The sequence below is a fragment of the Leptospira stimsonii genome (genome assembly GCF_003545885.1).
Classification (GTDB): Bacteria; Spirochaetota; Leptospiria; order Leptospirales; family Leptospiraceae; genus Leptospira; species Leptospira stimsonii.
This window is the reverse complement of record NZ_QHCT01000004.1, coordinates 330,982-345,338: the sequence shown is the minus strand read 5'-3', so window position 1 is coordinate 345,338 and position 14,357 is coordinate 330,982. Positions and strand designations below refer to the sequence as shown.

Annotated in this window: 19 protein-coding genes; 4 read left to right on the top strand and 15 right to left on the bottom strand. The window is 43.3% G+C overall.

Annotated features, from left to right (window positions below; genetic code table 11):
- Positions 1 to 58 precede the first annotated feature (58 nt).
- A complete protein-coding gene (locus DLM75_RS16135) occupies positions 59 to 493 on the bottom strand; it encodes a MaoC family dehydratase (RefSeq protein ID WP_118969631.1) in 435 nt (144 codons plus the stop codon).
- Between the two features lie 482 nt (positions 494 to 975).
- Complete coding sequence (locus DLM75_RS16125) at positions 976 to 1,566, bottom strand: TetR/AcrR family transcriptional regulator (RefSeq protein ID WP_118969517.1); 591 nt, start codon at positions 1,564 to 1,566, stop codon at positions 976 to 978.
- A gap of 142 nt (positions 1,567 to 1,708) precedes the next feature.
- Here DLM75_RS16125 and DLM75_RS16120 point away from each other — a divergent pair, with 142 nt between their 5' ends.
- On the top strand, positions 1,709 to 2,137 hold the full coding sequence (locus DLM75_RS16120) for a GFA family protein (protein WP_118969516.1): 429 nt from the start codon (positions 1,709 to 1,711) through the stop codon (positions 2,135 to 2,137).
- Positions 2,138 to 2,309: 172 nt separating this feature from the next.
- Here the strand turns inward: DLM75_RS16120 and DLM75_RS16115 are convergent, their stop codons facing one another.
- Positions 2,310 to 2,633: a winged helix-turn-helix transcriptional regulator gene (locus DLM75_RS16115; protein WP_118969515.1), complete on the bottom strand. Its 324-nt coding sequence runs from the start codon at positions 2,631 to 2,633 to the stop codon at positions 2,310 to 2,312.
- Between the two features lie 114 nt (positions 2,634 to 2,747).
- On the opposite strand from DLM75_RS16115, the gene DLM75_RS16110 reads away from it, so the two are divergent.
- Positions 2,748 to 3,458, top strand: a complete 711-nt coding sequence (locus DLM75_RS16110) for a hypothetical protein (RefSeq protein WP_118969514.1) — start codon at positions 2,748 to 2,750, stop codon at positions 3,456 to 3,458.
- A 230-nt stretch (positions 3,459 to 3,688) separates the two neighbouring features.
- Here DLM75_RS16110 and DLM75_RS16100 read toward each other — a convergent pair whose 3' ends face one another.
- From DLM75_RS16100 to DLM75_RS16080, 5 genes are all read right to left on the bottom strand, one after another.
- On the bottom strand, positions 3,689 to 4,285 hold the full coding sequence (locus DLM75_RS16100; protein WP_118969512.1) for a class I SAM-dependent DNA methyltransferase: 597 nt from the start codon (positions 4,283 to 4,285) through the stop codon (positions 3,689 to 3,691).
- 39 nt (positions 4,286 to 4,324) lie between these two features.
- Positions 4,325 to 4,666 (bottom strand): EthD family reductase, encoded by a 342-nt coding sequence (locus DLM75_RS16095; RefSeq protein ID WP_118969511.1) that lies wholly within the window; start codon positions 4,664 to 4,666, stop codon positions 4,325 to 4,327.
- A 356-nt stretch (positions 4,667 to 5,022) separates the two neighbouring features.
- Positions 5,023 to 5,193 (bottom strand): hypothetical protein, encoded by a 171-nt coding sequence (locus DLM75_RS24280; RefSeq protein WP_158586481.1) that lies wholly within the window; start codon positions 5,191 to 5,193, stop codon positions 5,023 to 5,025.
- A 130-nt stretch (positions 5,194 to 5,323) separates the two neighbouring features.
- Positions 5,324 to 6,865 carry an FAD-dependent monooxygenase gene (locus tag DLM75_RS16085; RefSeq protein ID WP_118969509.1) on the bottom strand — a complete coding sequence of 514 codons (1,542 nt, stop codon included), beginning with the start codon at positions 6,863 to 6,865 and terminating at the stop codon, positions 5,324 to 5,326.
- 9 nt (positions 6,866 to 6,874) lie between these two features.
- Positions 6,875 to 8,032, bottom strand: a complete 1,158-nt coding sequence (locus DLM75_RS16080; RefSeq protein ID WP_118969508.1) for an FAD-dependent oxidoreductase — start codon at positions 8,030 to 8,032, stop codon at positions 6,875 to 6,877.
- 110 nt (positions 8,033 to 8,142) lie between these two features.
- On the opposite strand from DLM75_RS16080, the gene DLM75_RS16075 reads away from it, so the two are divergent.
- Positions 8,143 to 8,703, top strand: coding sequence for a TetR/AcrR family transcriptional regulator (locus DLM75_RS16075; protein ID WP_118969507.1), 561 nt, complete (start codon positions 8,143 to 8,145; stop codon positions 8,701 to 8,703).
- 80 nt (positions 8,704 to 8,783) lie between these two features.
- Here the strand turns inward: DLM75_RS16075 and DLM75_RS16070 are convergent, their stop codons facing one another.
- From DLM75_RS16070 to DLM75_RS16040, 7 genes are all read right to left on the bottom strand, one after another.
- Positions 8,784 to 9,215, bottom strand: a complete 432-nt coding sequence (locus DLM75_RS16070) for a hypothetical protein (RefSeq protein WP_118969506.1) — start codon at positions 9,213 to 9,215, stop codon at positions 8,784 to 8,786.
- 22 nt (positions 9,216 to 9,237) lie between these two features.
- Positions 9,238 to 9,633: a DUF2200 domain-containing protein gene (locus tag DLM75_RS16065; protein ID WP_118969505.1), complete on the bottom strand. Its 396-nt coding sequence runs from the start codon at positions 9,631 to 9,633 to the stop codon at positions 9,238 to 9,240.
- Positions 9,634 to 9,708: 75 nt separating this feature from the next.
- On the bottom strand, positions 9,709 to 10,149 hold the full coding sequence (locus DLM75_RS16060; protein WP_118969504.1) for a VOC family protein: 441 nt from the start codon (positions 10,147 to 10,149) through the stop codon (positions 9,709 to 9,711).
- A gap of 115 nt (positions 10,150 to 10,264) precedes the next feature.
- Positions 10,265 to 10,681: a GFA family protein gene (locus DLM75_RS16055; RefSeq protein ID WP_118969503.1), complete on the bottom strand. Its 417-nt coding sequence runs from the start codon at positions 10,679 to 10,681 to the stop codon at positions 10,265 to 10,267.
- A gap of 55 nt (positions 10,682 to 10,736) precedes the next feature.
- Complete coding sequence (locus tag DLM75_RS16050) at positions 10,737 to 11,210, bottom strand: SRPBCC family protein (RefSeq protein ID WP_118969502.1); 474 nt, start codon at positions 11,208 to 11,210, stop codon at positions 10,737 to 10,739.
- Positions 11,197 to 11,541: an ArsR/SmtB family transcription factor gene (locus DLM75_RS16045; protein ID WP_118969501.1), complete on the bottom strand. Its 345-nt coding sequence runs from the start codon at positions 11,539 to 11,541 to the stop codon at positions 11,197 to 11,199. Before DLM75_RS16045 ends, DLM75_RS16050 begins: the two co-directional genes overlap by 14 nt.
- A 381-nt stretch (positions 11,542 to 11,922) precedes the next feature.
- The gene (locus DLM75_RS16040; protein ID WP_118969500.1) at positions 11,923 to 12,570 is read right to left on the bottom strand and encodes a TetR/AcrR family transcriptional regulator; all 648 of its coding nucleotides are present in this window, start codon (positions 12,568 to 12,570) and stop codon (positions 11,923 to 11,925) included.
- An 85-nt stretch (positions 12,571 to 12,655) separates the two neighbouring features.
- Here DLM75_RS16040 and DLM75_RS16035 point away from each other — a divergent pair, with 85 nt between their 5' ends.
- Positions 12,656 to 14,239 carry a phytoene desaturase family protein gene (locus DLM75_RS16035; RefSeq protein ID WP_118969499.1) on the top strand — a complete coding sequence of 528 codons (1,584 nt, stop codon included), beginning with the start codon at positions 12,656 to 12,658 and terminating at the stop codon, positions 14,237 to 14,239.
- Positions 14,240 to 14,357 lie beyond the last annotated feature (118 nt).

Genomic DNA, 14,357 nt, shown 5'->3' with positions numbered 1-14,357 from the left:
GGAAAAAAATCGAACTGAAACTGGTGGCCCGCTTCTTCTTTTCAATGCAAATTTTTACTCAGTCTTTGGTTCCGAACATTCCATTGCCGATGAACATCATCGTAAGTTTTCCATCTTGATTGAATAATTCGGCTCTCCCTTTGATCAGTCCGATTCCCTTACGAAAGGGTTTCTTTTCCAGGATTGTGAATTTTCCGTGAAGGGTATCTCCGGGGCGAACCGGACGTTTCCATCTCAATTGGTCCACACCGGGAGAACCCATACTCGAAGAGTCGTTCAAAACCGAATCCACGTAAAGACGCATACAGATGCTCGCCGTATGCCAACCGCTCGCGATCAAACCTTCGAACATGGAACTTTTTGCGGCTACTTCGTCGATATGAAACGGCTGAGGATCGAATCGTTTTGCAAAATCAAGAATTGCTTCGCGAGTGACCGTAATGCCGCCTAACGTAATCTCTTCTCCAACGTGAAAATCTTCGTAATATTTCATTTTTGCCATCCTAAGACAGAGCGTATAGAATTCTCACTGAGTTATCAAATGAATTCAACCTGAGAATCAAATTGTCGGAACAACGACGCCTTTCCGTAAATATCGCGCCCCACCCTAATTTTTGGGTGGAGGGGCGGGTGGCGGAAATGTGCGGGAGGTTCTTCTCTATCAGAAAATCCTAATTCTTTCAAGAAAAAAGTATATTCGACGTAGGAGCTCACACATTTTTTTTCGGAATCCGAATCGCGCTTCTTTCCAAAACATTCTCTTTTCAAAAAGACGTTTGAATTTTTGTTTTCCTTTGCGCGAAGACAAATCGACTTCTTCTTTTCAACCGAAAATTCAAACTCGCGAAGGAAGAATTCTTCCTTGCACTTTTTCAGAATTTTTCGAAAACCACAGAGCTCGGATTTTAAACAGGCATCCTCGGAATCGTTTTCCTGACCACACCTTCACGCAAACAAATTCAAATCGAATGATTATTATTTATCCAATTCCACAGAAGCCAGCCATTCCGTTTCCAGACGTTCTATATACCATATATCACCTGTTAGTTGGAACATTTGCACCGTTCCTTCAAAAGAAATTAAGAATCTTTTTGCAACCGTCTCCGAATTTACGGACTTGGGAATCCGTCCCTCTTCTCTATTTTTTTCGACAAATAAATGAACCGCTTTCAACCAACGTTCCGTTAAAACTTTGATCTCTTCGGATAATTCTTCGTCCATAAGCGCCTGCGTTCTAAGATTTCCTAACGAACAACCTTGCAATTCTCCTTCGAGCGCTTGCACTTTCAAAACTCGAACCCATTCCTTTGCGAACTTCTTATAATCGGAATTTCGATCCATCAAGGTCTGCATTGATTCCAAAAAATGATCGGTTCTTCGACGAATGTATGCCTTGGCTAGGTCCGACTTCGTCGGAAAATGATGATAAAAACTGGCCTTATGAGAACCGGAAGAGGAGAGAATTTCAGCCAGACTGGAAGCCGAATATCCTTTCTTATAGAAAAGGTCGTCTGCGGTCGTTAAAATGTCTTCATAAGCCGATTTGGAATAACGTCTTTTTTTCATCCTCGCCTCATTTTAAAATAGATGATCCGTCTATTTTAAGGAATTCTTGTTCTAAATAGACATTTAGTCTATTTTTGTTAGTCGAGCAACTCATTAATGATCGAGACAAACAGTGACTCCAATTTAAGAAAGGAAGAATTTTATGACAGATACACATTCCGGAACCTGCTTTTGTGGTTCCGTTGAAATTGAAGTGAAAGGAATGCCCGAGGCCATGGGGTTTTGTCATTGCAATTCCTGCAGATCCTGGTCAGCATCCCCCGTAAACGCGTTTACTCTCTGGAAACCGGAGAACGTAAAGGTGACAAAAGGTGCCGAATTTTTAGGAAAGTTCACGAAGAATCCCACGAGCGACCGTCAATTCTGCACCAAGTGCGGAGGACATCTTCTTACGGTTCATCCAACGTTCGGTCTCACCGATGTTTACGCGGCGACCATTCCGAGCCTTCCGTTTTCTCCGGCCGTCCATGTGAACTATCCGGAAACCGTGATGCGAATGAAAGACGGACTTCCCAAACTCAAGGATTTTCCGGCAGAAATCGGCGGTTCGGGCCAAATCGTTCCGGAATAGAATCCTTTTTTAGATCAAGATCGAATTGAAGCCGACAATGAAAGTCGGCTTCTTTTTCCTTTCTCCACTTCAAAGAGTTAGAATATTCCGATTTAGGAATATACTACTACCCTCTTTTATTCGTTCTCGAGACTTCACTTTGTCCTCGGTTCGATCAAGTTCTTTTTTGCGACTAACGTTTTGTATGCTTTAGACCCCATTCACGCAGGGATTTAAGAACCGGGCCTAACGTTTTTCCAAACGGGGTCAAACGGTATTCCATACGCGGCGGATGTTCGGAATACAATTTCCGAACGATGATTCCCTTTTTTTCAAGCTCTTTCAGTCGAGCGGAAAGTACTGCGGGAGTAATACCCGATAAGGACGTTTCAAAATCACCAAAACGCAAAACTTCGGCTTTGATAAAAAAATCTCGAAGAATTAACAAAGTCCAACGTTCCCCTATCAAATCCAAAGTCCGCGCGACCGGGCAATCCAACTGATACGATCTTTCCATAGGTTTGACAAAAATCAGTTGACAGAATTCGTCAAGTTACTTTTTATTATATAGTTACTATATTTTTAATAGTAACACACTTTAGAATTTATACCGAACATTGAGGAGGATCTTATGTCCTTTGATTTAGAGACTGCTGGGATACTAGTTTCCCTGTTTTTGGGAATCGGCCTTGCGACCGGAAGGCTTTTCACATTCAACCCGAAAGGGGCGCTTTTGCTCTGCCTCTTTCTTGTCGTTTGGTTCGGAGTCATTCTTCTCCTTTCCTTAAATAGGGTTTTTACACCCGCAAAACATTCTCCGATTCCGGTCGGAGCCACGGTGATGCTCCCTCTGATATTAGGTCCGATTGCCATTTCTCGAATATCCAAGTTAAGAAATTTTTTACTCTCGATCCCTCAACAAAGCCTCATTCAAATTCATCTGGTACGTTTGATCGGAATGATATTCCTCCTCTACTACTTCCAAAATAAATTGCCGAGTATTTTCGCTTCGAGCGCGGCCTTAGGAGATTGTTTGGTCGCGGTTTTGACGCCATTCTTATTGTGGGCGATCCATCGAAATACGTTTTATGCACCTCGATTTTTTCTGGTTTTCCATTGTATCGGAATTCTCGATTTTGCGGCCGCAATCACGTTAGGCACGCTTTCAGCTGATGGGCCACAAAGGCTCATTTTTCAGAACGTTCCATCCAATTTGATCGCATCCTTTCCTTTGGTTCTCATTCCCACATTCGGCGTTCCGGTCATTGCTGTTGCGCATTTTGTTTCTCTATTAAAATTTAAAGAAGCGAGGGAAAAGAAAGAAGATTCCTTTTTTCATTGATCGTTTTTTATCTAGGAGGAAAACGTCAACGGACTAAGATTCTTAAAGTAAGCTTCTCCACGCCGGAACTTTCTTTTGTTTATTACGAGGAGTTCTTTGGTTATTCTGGCAAAGTTGGAGGAGCCGCAGAACATCGAATTTGTGGATGTCTCGATTTAAAACGGGATTCTTACTTTTCGAAACCGATTTGAATTTACGCGGAAATCAAGCGACATTCGGTCGAAGCAGAATTACTTCCTGCTCGAAGAAAGAAATAAGGATGCATCTTGGTTCATGAAAATATTCTTACCATGATAAATTGTTTTAATTTCTACTTTTTTGAACCCGACCTCGTGAAGTAAGAATTTCAAATCTGCAGGATCAAAACCGTTGTGAACTTCCGGGTGATTGACTTTTTCATTCTTATCAAAATCAACGATCACTAATTTCCCGTTCTCATTCAAGGCGGAATAAAAATAGGTAAGCATCTTACGAACTTCACGAATGTGGAGGAGAACCAAGGAAACTACGATCACATCGGCGAAAACGGGTACGGGTACTTTAGCAAAATCGGAATGAATCAGCTCGGCGTTTTTTATATTTGCGCGAAAGATCTTTTCCTTTACGATTTCAATCATTGGTTCAGCCGAGTCCACCATGAATAGTTTATCAACCAGAGGCGATAACTCTAAACCGACAAGACCCGTTCCGCACCCATAATCTAATAGCGTCCTCACTCTCCTCTCTTTTAGTTCGTTTTGGATCGCACGCACTATTACTTTCGCTAATTCTTTCCTTTGCTTCGTATCGTAACTTTTTGCAATCTGATTGAATGGCCGGTTTTCCATGCGATCTTTGATTTCGTTTTTTTAAGGTGAATCGGAAATTTACCGTTCCCCCTCGGAGGCTAACGGGATCTCAACGACATTTACCTGATTGATCGGAACGATATCGGTATAATTTTTTATATCGTCCTGTAACTCCTGAGCGTGCGGTAAGAATGCGTTCAAAAAATCTTCGGCGCTGTCGAAGTAATAATTACAAACGGCGACAAAAGTAGAATCTAATTGTCCATTTGGAAGATCGATTCCCCTTTCGACCGATACTCCACGATACCCCTTCCCTTTAGAAAGAAGAGAAATCGATCTTGGCATGTGAACGTTTAAATAATAAGAAAAATCAAAACGATAATTTTCCTTCTTTTGGTAAATCGACGTAATGTTAAACACTAGTTATCCTCAAGTTTTGTTTTTTAATTCTGGAGATATCGTTTTAGAATCTTTTCATTCGATTGAATCAGAACCTTTTTTTCAAATTCATCTTCATTCGAAAGCACCAATGCACTCTAAGAGTCCTTGGCTGATTACGAAATCGTCTCGTATTAGACACAAACACTCAGAACATTGTCAAAATTTATCGCGTCCTCGCAGACTAAATTTGTGGAAGTTCTTCAGAACCTTTCGATACAAATTCCAACCACCGGAATGGCCTTTCTTATCAAAATAATTCGTTACTCGTTTCGTTCGGAAGGGAATGGACCGATTTCCACAAAACATCCTTGCAATCCATCCTATGCGTAACACGTTTACGAATACTTGAGATACGTTTTTTGAACCGAAATTTGTTTTTCATGAGTAAAAAGAATTCGAACCGATAAGGGATGGAGCTGGTATTTCCACAGTCCGAAGAAGGTTACCATTTTGTAAGCGTTACAACCGGCGAAAAATAGTAAGACGAAGTTCGAATCTTCGGTCAAAACATCTTCGCAAATCGTGTATTCATTTTTTCTAAAGACATACAATCTATTTCTTCTATTACCTAAATACCAAATCCGATTCTCTCCTAATATGGAAGTTAAAACTCGTAGATCCGATCCCGTTCCTACTTTAACCTTTGATTTTAGAATGACGAAGGAACCAGCGATCCGCGACGGGTTGGAGTTCGGCGCAATCCGCTCCTTTGTCTGAAGTCCAAGCTACGATTCCATCCGGTCGAATCAAAACCAAACTCAGACCCAATTCTTCTTTGGCGCGACCACAAACATATTTTATTTGATCTTCGTATCCGGTCGCAAACGTTTTGAGGGAAGTATCCATGCGAAAGTCCAGCAGAATACCTTTCCCGTCTAACATGGATTCACCGATAGTATGGCCATCTTCGAACTCAAAATTAGGAACGCTACGACCAACGAAAGGATCGACGTTTTCAAAGTCATAATGAGTAAATACCCCCCAAACCCTGCCGGCAAAATAAGTGGCGCCGTCCCGAGTTCCCATAAGGTCGCGAAGAATTGCGTTCATTGCACGCGTCTCCGGATTCGGTTTCATAATGGATACTTGTGCCCGTGACCAATCCAGGATTTGCGCTCCGATTGAATATCGCTCCGTTTGATACGTCTCCAACAAACCCTGAGGCGCTTTTCCTTGAATGGTAGCCGCGAGTTTCCAACCAAGATTCATGGCATCCCCCAATCCGAGGTTGAGCCCTTGCCCTCCCAGTGGAGAATGAATGTGGGCCGCATCCCCTGCTAAAAAAATACGTCCTTTGCGATAAGACGACGCCTGTCTTGCTCGATCGGTCCAAGTGGTGACGGTTTCTAAGGAATGAATCGTAACGTCCGTGTTTGAGACACGGCGGATTACTTCTTGCAAATCTTCCGAAGAGACTTTCTTTCCCGAATCATGAAAGACTCCTCCGTCAAAATCTTGTATCACGAGATAACCCGGTTGAGATTGCAAATACATACCTCTCTCCGTCACGTTTCTTCCCGGCTTGAGCTTCTCCGGATTTGCGATCGTCACCTTCGCGCTGTAACCGGTGAATTCCGGCTCCGTACCAGCAAATTCAAAGCCGCCTAACTTACGAACTACGCTTCGCGCCCCGTCACAACCTACGAGCCATTTTGTTTGAAAAGACCGATCTCCAGATTGAACAATGACCTCGTCACCCGTTTGATGAAAGTCCGTGATTGGGAATCCTCGTTTGATCGTTACTCCCAAGTTCTCCGCGCGATTGGAGAAAATATTTTCCAGTTCCTGCATTTCTGAAATCAAACTCGTTGCGGTCGAGCTCGGAAGATGATACTTCCACTTCGAAGTGTCTATATCACCTTCATAAAATGGAATTCCCGCAAAGTGCCCGACCTGACGACGTGCGCCTTCTCCACCATTCGAGTGTGGATTCTTCAAACGTTTGTGTACTTCAAGTTTTTCTAATAAACCGCGACGGAAAAGCGCTTCGATCGTAGGCGTCGAAAGCCCTCTGATTCCGAATGGAATTTGTTTTAAGGAAGAATTCGTATTCTCCTCCTTCTCTAATATGAGAACAGAACACTTAGCGAGCGCCAATTCACAGGCGAGAAAGAGACCTACCGGTCCCGCTCCTGATATGATAACGTCGTAATTCTGTCTTTTTTCGTTATGATTCATTCTTATTTCCTAATATATTGGATTGCTAACGGACCTTACCCCGTTAAAAAATTCTACCAAACTCTGTGGAGCGTACGGACCGAGACAAAGATCGAGAATGACTTTCGATTCTTCCGCTTCCGAAAAGCTACGAGAGAAAAGTTCTCTTTCATAGGAGATGAGAGCCGCTCCCAGGTCTCCGCGATTGGATACGATCGCTTTGGCGAGTTCGGCTCCGTCTAACATCGCTAGATTCGCTCCTTCTCCGGAAGGCGCCATTAAATGTGCGGCGTCGCCGAGCAATGTCACTCCTGGTATTCGGTCCCAACGATGGTTGGAAGGGAGCGTATGAATCGGCCTAAATACCGGATTTGTATCTCCGTTAAGGATGAGCGATCTTAGTTCCGGAGCCCAGCCCTGGAATTCTTGAGCAATGGCAACTAACGCATCCTTCGGTGCGGAGGAGTTGATGGTTTCAAACCATTCTTTTGGTCGATTCAATTGCACGTAAGTATGCAATACCGCATCGGGTTCGCGGTGCGCGACGATTCCTTTTCCCGGAGCCAATGCGAACATCGCTCCCTTGCCGACAACGTCCGCACTGGCTCTATGTCGAGTATCACAATTTTCGAGGAAGATCTCGATAAAAGTCGTCCCGATATACTCCGGCACCGCATCCGAAAGAAGCGGGCGGACTTTGGACCAAGCGCCATCCGCTCCTACCAGTAGATCCGTTGTCACAGACAAACCGTTTGTAAACGTTATCTCGTGTCTTCCATCTCCAAACGAAGACACAGAATTCAACTTGTGTCCCCAGAGAATCGTATCGGGAGGAATCGAATTGATAAGAATCCGACGAAGGTCTCCTCTCAAGACTTCGGGGCGACTTCCCTTTTCGTCGTCGTGTTCTTCCAGCAAAAGAAAAGCGTCTTTATCGAATATCCGTGTCGCCTGCGCTCCCCTATGAATGATCTCGAGGAATTGTTCAAAGAGTCCCGCTTCCCTCAAAGCGATCTGTCCGTTGTTTTCGTGAATATCGAGCATTCCACCTTGTTTACGAGCGTCAGCTCCAATCTCCGCTTCAAAGATCGTCGACTTGATACCGTGAACGTGAAGGACTCGGGCGAGTGTTAGGCCGCCAAGGCCGGCGCCTATGATTGCAATCGGAGTATGTTCCTTTTTTTGCATTGTGAACTCCATTTTTTGGTCGGGATACAAATTCTTCTTATTTTTATATTGACTAAAATATTTAAGTCAATATAAAATTTAAAATCAGAATCGGTAAAAAAGGATTTTTTATGGGACTAAGAGAACTTAAAAAGCAACAGACTCGCAAGGCCATTTCCGATATGGCGACCAAACTCTTCATTGAACGTGGCTATCACGAGGTTACCACCGCGGAAATCGCAAAACTAGCCAACGTTTCCGTGCCGACGTTGTTCAACTATTTTTCAAATAAAGAATCTCTTGTTTTTGACGAGGACGTCGAGAGAGAGGAACGACTGATTGAAGCAGTCGTCTCTCGAAAAAAAGGAATTTCCATTCTGGATTCTCTTCTTGAGTTCGGATTAAAGAATCCCGCGTTCAATCCGGCAAATCGAAAACTTGTTCGTGATTTTAGAAAACTGATCAAATCTACGCCGGAGCTTTCTATCTATGAAAGACAAATCATGATGCGGTATGAGAACTCTCTTGCAAAGGTTCTTCGAAAAGAGGCTAAGAACAAATTAGGCGAGGTGGAAGCCGCGTCCATCGCACACTTCATTTCCGATGCATTCTACAGGGCGAGCGATTCTCCACATCCTCGAGTCACACTGGAAACACTCTTTAAGATTCTAAAGAACGGATGGTCCGAATAAGGATATAACTTCGTGAAAGTTAGAAAGGCAGTCGAGAAAAAAATTCTGCGATTGTTTCGTATTGAGAAAGAAATCCTATTTCAACAGTGAACGATTACTTGAACACAGATTTGTTCTTTGTTTTCATTCAAATAGATCTTTAGTTGTTGTATCCATTTCTTCCAGGCACGATCATTCTTTGATGAAGGTTCTTTCCTCATGCGCCAGCCAAAATCTTGCAGATCGATCCACGATCCATCGAGAAGAATGATACCCGAAGTATGATAATCAACGGGAAGATTTCTGATATAACTGGAATTGTTTAGAATCTCCGGATCCGTTTTTAGGTAATTTGATTTTAGTTCCCCGTCATCCAAAGGGTGCTCCGAGGGAAAAATCCAATAGTCCCAATGATGCGCGCGAATCGATTGGAGACTGTCTTCATCGAGACGATGTGGTTCAAGCGCCTTTCTTAATTGGAAATCGATATCATTCGTAAAACGATCGATCAATACCGTGATATGCGAATTCATTCTTATATGGATCGTAAATCCGTTACGGATTCGAACCTCTCAGTATCTTTTCCATCGACTTCCCTTTTGCCAATTCGTCAATCAACTTATCCAGGTAACGAATCTTACGCATAAGATCGTCTTCGATCTCTTCCACCCGATATCCGCAGATCATCCCCTTGATGAGTGTCACATTCTGATTCATTTGAGGAGCCTGATCGAAAAATTCTTCAAAACTCACTCCCTTCTCGATTTGTTTTTTAAGTTCTTTTCCCACGTAACCCGTTAACCAGCAAATGATCGTATCTACCTCTTCTTTCGTTCGTCCCTTTCTTTCCGCTTTTTGAATATAAAGAGGATAAACGCTGGCAAATGAAGTCGTAAATATCTTTGGTTTCTCTTGTGAGGATCTCGATCCTTGTTTTTCCTTTTTCACCATAACCTGAATCCTTTGTAAGAATTATAATTCAAAGTTTCATTTTTGAGAACGGGTGATGTATATACGAGCCACGTTTTACGCGAGCTCCTCGGCGAGCGCGATGAGAAAACCTTCTGGGGACCGAAGGTAGCAGAGTAGATAACTATTCTCAAATTGTTCCACCTTGCCGACGAGTTGGACGCCGTGTTTTTGAAGGCGGATCAGAACTTCGTTAAGGTCTTCGACGGCAAACATGATTCGACGAATTCCTAACGTGTTCGCGGACGGATTCTTCGGCTCTGGTATGATCGCCTCCGGTCGAATGAACTTTGCCAGCTCCAATCGACTGTGACCGTCCGGAGTACGCATCATAGCGATATCGACTTGCATTCCTTTTAGCCCTACTATATGGTCCGCCCAAGTTCCCTCGACCCGCGTTTGTCCTTCCAGCTCAAGACCAAGTTCCGCAAAAAGGGCGATCGTAGCCGCCAGGTCTTCGACAACGATACTCACGTTGTCCATTCGTTTTAGTTTCATCTTTTCGCAACCACCTTTCCTTGTTAAACTTTCAAATTCCAATTCGCAGAGAGTAAAACTCTACGAAAGGGAGTTTTTTGTTCTATCAAAAATAAATCCGATCGATCAGAATCTTTTATGCCGAAGGCATCTTTTCAAATTTGGGCAATGACGGATCGAGGTGGTCCCAAGAATAACCGCGCGAGGCGTAAGTCACAACCTGCGGTTTAAACCGACTTGGATCGTCAAGACTTCCCGCGTGTACCGTAAATAGTTCGGGCATCGCTTCAAACGTTAGATACACTGGAGAGCCACATCTGGGGCAGAATCCTCCGGTCTTTTTATTCCCGCTATCTCCAAGCATATCAAAGCGAGTCGCTTCCCCGAACAGATTTACTTTCGTCTTAGACGGAAACGTTAGATACGATCCATGACCGGTTCCGCTCATACGTTGACAATCACGGCACTGACAATCATTCATAAAAATCGGTTCATCGGAAATGTTGTAACGAATATCGCCGCAAGCACAACCGCCGGAATAAGTCTGATCCATAATGGTTCTCCAAAGATAAGTTTTTGAGATTTCTGAATTCAAAAATCGAATACGACTAGATCGTGTTTGTCTGTTGTGATAAAGCCCGGCCGGATTCCAGAAAAGTTTTTAGATTTGAAAGAACCATCGGCCAACCCTTGGATATTCCTGCGTACATCTGATCATCCAGATCCTCGTGGGTCACAATCAAACGAACCAAACCTTTGCCATAGGGTTCGATATCGAAGGTCACACGAGAGTGTTTTGATTCTTCTTCCATTTCACTCGGTCTCGCCCAGGAAAGAACGAGGCGACGAGGCGGAATACTTTCAACAACCTTTCCCTTTATATCGATCGTCTTAGCTTCGTCCACACGCTCGTGCCTCCATTCCGAACCGGGCTCCCAATCCGAAACGTTTACATGCGCGGGTTTATCGGAAAACGGATCCACCCAATACTGATGCGTTATCTCCGTATCGATCAATGCGCGCCAAACTTTCTCCGGTGTGCTCTCTATGTAAGTTACATAAACAAAACTAGGTTTCTTCATCGTTCTCTCCTTCGAGTTGCGTTTTCAGATCGTTTAAAAGTCGTAAACGCTTTTGTTCAAATTTTTTTACCCATCGTTCATAGACCTCGTAAATCGGAACGGGATTTATAAAGTGAAGTTTCTCTCGACCTTTCCATACCACCGTTACGAGAACCGCGTCGATTAAAACGTCAATGTGTTGCGACGCCGATTGTCTCTGCATATCAAGATGTTCGCAAAGAGCCGAAAGAGTTTGTCCGTTGTTCGCAAAAAGAAGATCGAGAACTTTACGACGATTCGGATCTGCCAACGCCTTAAACACTTTGTCAGCCCCTGGTTTTTCTTTGGGCATACAAAAATTTTATGCAGGTATTTACCTGCATGTCAACAAAAAATTAGAAACCAACATGGAATTCCTTTCTTGTACGAACGCGAGTTTTACCGCTTCATGGAACGATTGTTCTGAAAGGATCGTTTTGGAGGAGAAGAATGATTTGAAAAGGTTGTCAAAACTCACAAGAAAGGAGGTCACAGAACGAAAGCGGCGGCAAAAAAAGAAAAAACTGAGACGAAAGAAATAGAAAGAAGAATAAGGATTTGAACTACACAATCACTAAGAATGTTGCTAAAAAATCCTTCGTCCGAAATTCCAAGTTACAACTCCAGATTAAAATCGGATTCTTAACTCCGACTTTGTTCCATCATACATTTAAGAAGAATTCGTTTCGCAAAATCAAAGAGAATGTTTGGAAGGCTTCGTATCCGACTTCATACCGTTATAAAGATAATGGATCAGTTCTTTTGTGATTCTTCTCGCCTCCTTCAAATCAACGGAACGAAACATTACCTGCTTTCCCGCCAAAAGAACCGCAATTCCGTGAACCAGAGTCCAAGCAGAAGTCGCCGCACTCACCGCGTCTTCGGTCTGAATCACTCCGCTTCTTTGGCAATCGCGAATGATCTCGACGATGATCCGAAAGGAATCGTCTTCCGTCTTCACCAAGGATTTATATTTAGAATGGCTCTCGATCTGATTCCCATACATGATCCGAAAAAGATCCGGAGACTCCAAAGCGAATTCAACGTAACAAACCCCAGCTTCTCGAAAGAGCAAAAGAGGTTTTTTTCGATACTTAACCTGCAATTTTCTTTGGCGTTCTGCGAGCATCCGAAAACCTTCCTCTGCTATGTCCGCATACAAGGATTCCAAATCCTCATAGTGGCGATAAGGTGCGGATTGACTTACACCCGCATACGTCGCCGCCTTTCGAAGACTTAAAGCCTTATAACCCTCATCCTTCAGAATACGAAGAGCGGCATCCAAAAGCGCTTTTTTCAGATCCCCATGGTGATAGGAAATTTTTTCCGGCGAATTTTTCATGTTGACGTTTATTACATTACACTTTCTAGTTTAATTCTTAATGTAATAGATGATTACATTCAAACAATTCAGGAGATTTTTGTCAATGAATATCAATCAAGTTGGAACCGAATTCGATATAATATTTATAGGATCAGGAATGGGAAGCCTTTGTGCCGCAAGCCTATTGGCCCAGTCCTACGGAAAAAAAATTCTAATGCTTGAAAAACATTCCCAACCCGGGGGATTCACACATGAGTTTCAGAGAAAACAAGGGAAATATCATTGGGACGTAGGCATTCACTACGTCGGAGACATGCAGGAGGAAGGACTTTGTAGAAAAATTTCGGATAAGATCACCCGAAAAAAAGTTCTTTGGAAACGAATCGCGGAACCGTTCGAAAAATTGATTTTCCCTTCCATTTCTTTCGACATCTACGGAGATCCGGAGAAATTCAAGGCCGATCTGAAAGATCAATTCCCGGAGGAAGCCGAAGCGATCGATCGTTATTTTAAAGATATCAAAAAGACATCGAATCTATTTGGGAAATCGATTATGATGCGTCTTGTCCCTCCTCCTCTGGATTCCGTTGCCGGTCTTTTAGGAGATTCAAAAATTTTCACTCTGAAAGAATACTTGGACGTAAACTTTCGTAGCCAAGAACTAAAAGGAATTCTCGCCGCGCAATGGGGAGATTACGGCTTACCTCCGTCAAAAGTCGCCTTCGCGATGCACGCGACTCTCGTTCAACATTATCTACACGGAGGTTATTATCCGATCGGAGGAGCCGGGAAAATTTTCGACGCGATCGAACCGATTCTTGAAGAATCCGGAGGAGCGGTTCTTTCTTCAGTAGAAGTTAAAGAAATTCTAATACAAGACGGGAAGGCCATCGGAGTAAAGGCGAAGGCTCTTCGAGGTGAAGGATCGGAAAGGGATTTTTTCGCTCCGGTCGTCGTCTCCTGTGCGGGAGCGTATCCGACTTATACGAAGTTGATCCCTGAGAATCATCCGATCTCTTTTCGTAAAAGTCTAAAAGAATTTTATAATAAAGAAAAGATGACTACGAGCATCTGTCTCTATCTCGGTTTATCCGAAAGTCCTGCGAAGTTCGGTTTTAAAGGAGAGAATTATTGGATTTTTTCTTCGAGCGATCACGATCAAAATTTCTCGGAAAGAAACGATTGGATCGGCGCGGACGGGGATATCCCAAATCTATATCTTTCCTTTCCAAGTTTGAAAAACCCGGAAGCCAAAAGTCATACGATGGATGTGATCACGTTCACGGACTATGAACATTTTTCCGCTTGGAAATCGGAACCTTGGAAACGAAGAGGAGAAGAATACAAACAACTCAAGGAGAAAATCACGGAGCGAATCCTAAATACTTTAGATTCCCGTTTCCCGGGGATCAGAAATATCGTGGAGTATTCCGAACTCTCTACTCCGATCACGAACGAACATTTCACTTCGCATCCGGACGGAGCCATCTACGGTTTGGCTTGTGTTCCAGAACGATACAAAAAGGAAGAATGTCCTTGGTTTAACGTTCGAACTCCGATAGAAGGATTGTATCTTACGGGAGCCGATGCCGCTTCTCCCGGCGTCGCCGGGGCCATGATGGGAGGACTCGCTTCCGCACTTGCGATCACGGGTAATGCGGAACTTTTAAAGGAATTACGAAACTAAAGACGAAAACTCGTCCCTATATTTTTTAGCAAAGGAACGTGTAAAATTCATAGCCGCCTCGAAAGAGACGGCTTTTCACTACATTCTATTTTTATTATATTTTAATAATAAATTTCAC

What these genes read in the sequence shown, in the direction of transcription:
- DLM75_RS16135 (WP_118969631.1), bottom strand. Translation starts at nt 493, where the DNA reads ATGAAATATTACGAAGATTTTCACGTTGGAGAAGAGATTACGTTAGGC.
- DLM75_RS16125 (WP_118969517.1), bottom strand. Translation starts at nt 1,566, where the DNA reads ATGAAAAAAAGACGTTATTCCAAATCGGCTTATGAAGACATTTTAACG.
- DLM75_RS16120 (WP_118969516.1), top strand. Translation starts at nt 1,709, where the DNA reads ATGACAGATACACATTCCGGAACCTGCTTTTGTGGTTCCGTTGAAATT.
- DLM75_RS16115 (WP_118969515.1), bottom strand. Translation starts at nt 2,633, where the DNA reads ATGGAAAGATCGTATCAGTTGGATTGCCCGGTCGCGCGGACTTTGGAT.
- DLM75_RS16110 (WP_118969514.1), top strand. Translation starts at nt 2,748, where the DNA reads ATGTCCTTTGATTTAGAGACTGCTGGGATACTAGTTTCCCTGTTTTTG.
- DLM75_RS16100 (WP_118969512.1), bottom strand. Translation starts at nt 4,285, where the DNA reads ATGGAAAACCGGCCATTCAATCAGATTGCAAAAAGTTACGATACGAAG.
- DLM75_RS16085 (WP_118969509.1), bottom strand. Translation starts at nt 6,865, where the DNA reads ATGAATCATAACGAAAAAAGACAGAATTACGACGTTATCATATCAGGA.
- DLM75_RS16080 (WP_118969508.1), bottom strand. Translation starts at nt 8,032, where the DNA reads ATGCAAAAAAAGGAACATACTCCGATTGCAATCATAGGCGCCGGCCTT.
- DLM75_RS16075 (WP_118969507.1), top strand. Translation starts at nt 8,143, where the DNA reads ATGGGACTAAGAGAACTTAAAAAGCAACAGACTCGCAAGGCCATTTCC.
- DLM75_RS16070 (WP_118969506.1), bottom strand. Translation starts at nt 9,215, where the DNA reads ATGAATTCGCATATCACGGTATTGATCGATCGTTTTACGAATGATATC.
- DLM75_RS16065 (WP_118969505.1), bottom strand. Translation starts at nt 9,633, where the DNA reads ATGGTGAAAAAGGAAAAACAAGGATCGAGATCCTCACAAGAGAAACCA.
- DLM75_RS16060 (WP_118969504.1), bottom strand. Translation starts at nt 10,149, where the DNA reads ATGAAACTAAAACGAATGGACAACGTGAGTATCGTTGTCGAAGACCTG.
- DLM75_RS16055 (WP_118969503.1), bottom strand. Translation starts at nt 10,681, where the DNA reads ATGGATCAGACTTATTCCGGCGGTTGTGCTTGCGGCGATATTCGTTAC.
- DLM75_RS16050 (WP_118969502.1), bottom strand. Translation starts at nt 11,210, where the DNA reads ATGAAGAAACCTAGTTTTGTTTATGTAACTTACATAGAGAGCACACCG.
- DLM75_RS16045 (WP_118969501.1), bottom strand. Translation starts at nt 11,541, where the DNA reads ATGCCCAAAGAAAAACCAGGGGCTGACAAAGTGTTTAAGGCGTTGGCA.
- DLM75_RS16040 (WP_118969500.1), bottom strand. Translation starts at nt 12,570, where the DNA reads ATGAAAAATTCGCCGGAAAAAATTTCCTATCACCATGGGGATCTGAAA.
- DLM75_RS16035 (WP_118969499.1), top strand. Translation starts at nt 12,656, where the DNA reads ATGAATATCAATCAAGTTGGAACCGAATTCGATATAATATTTATAGGA.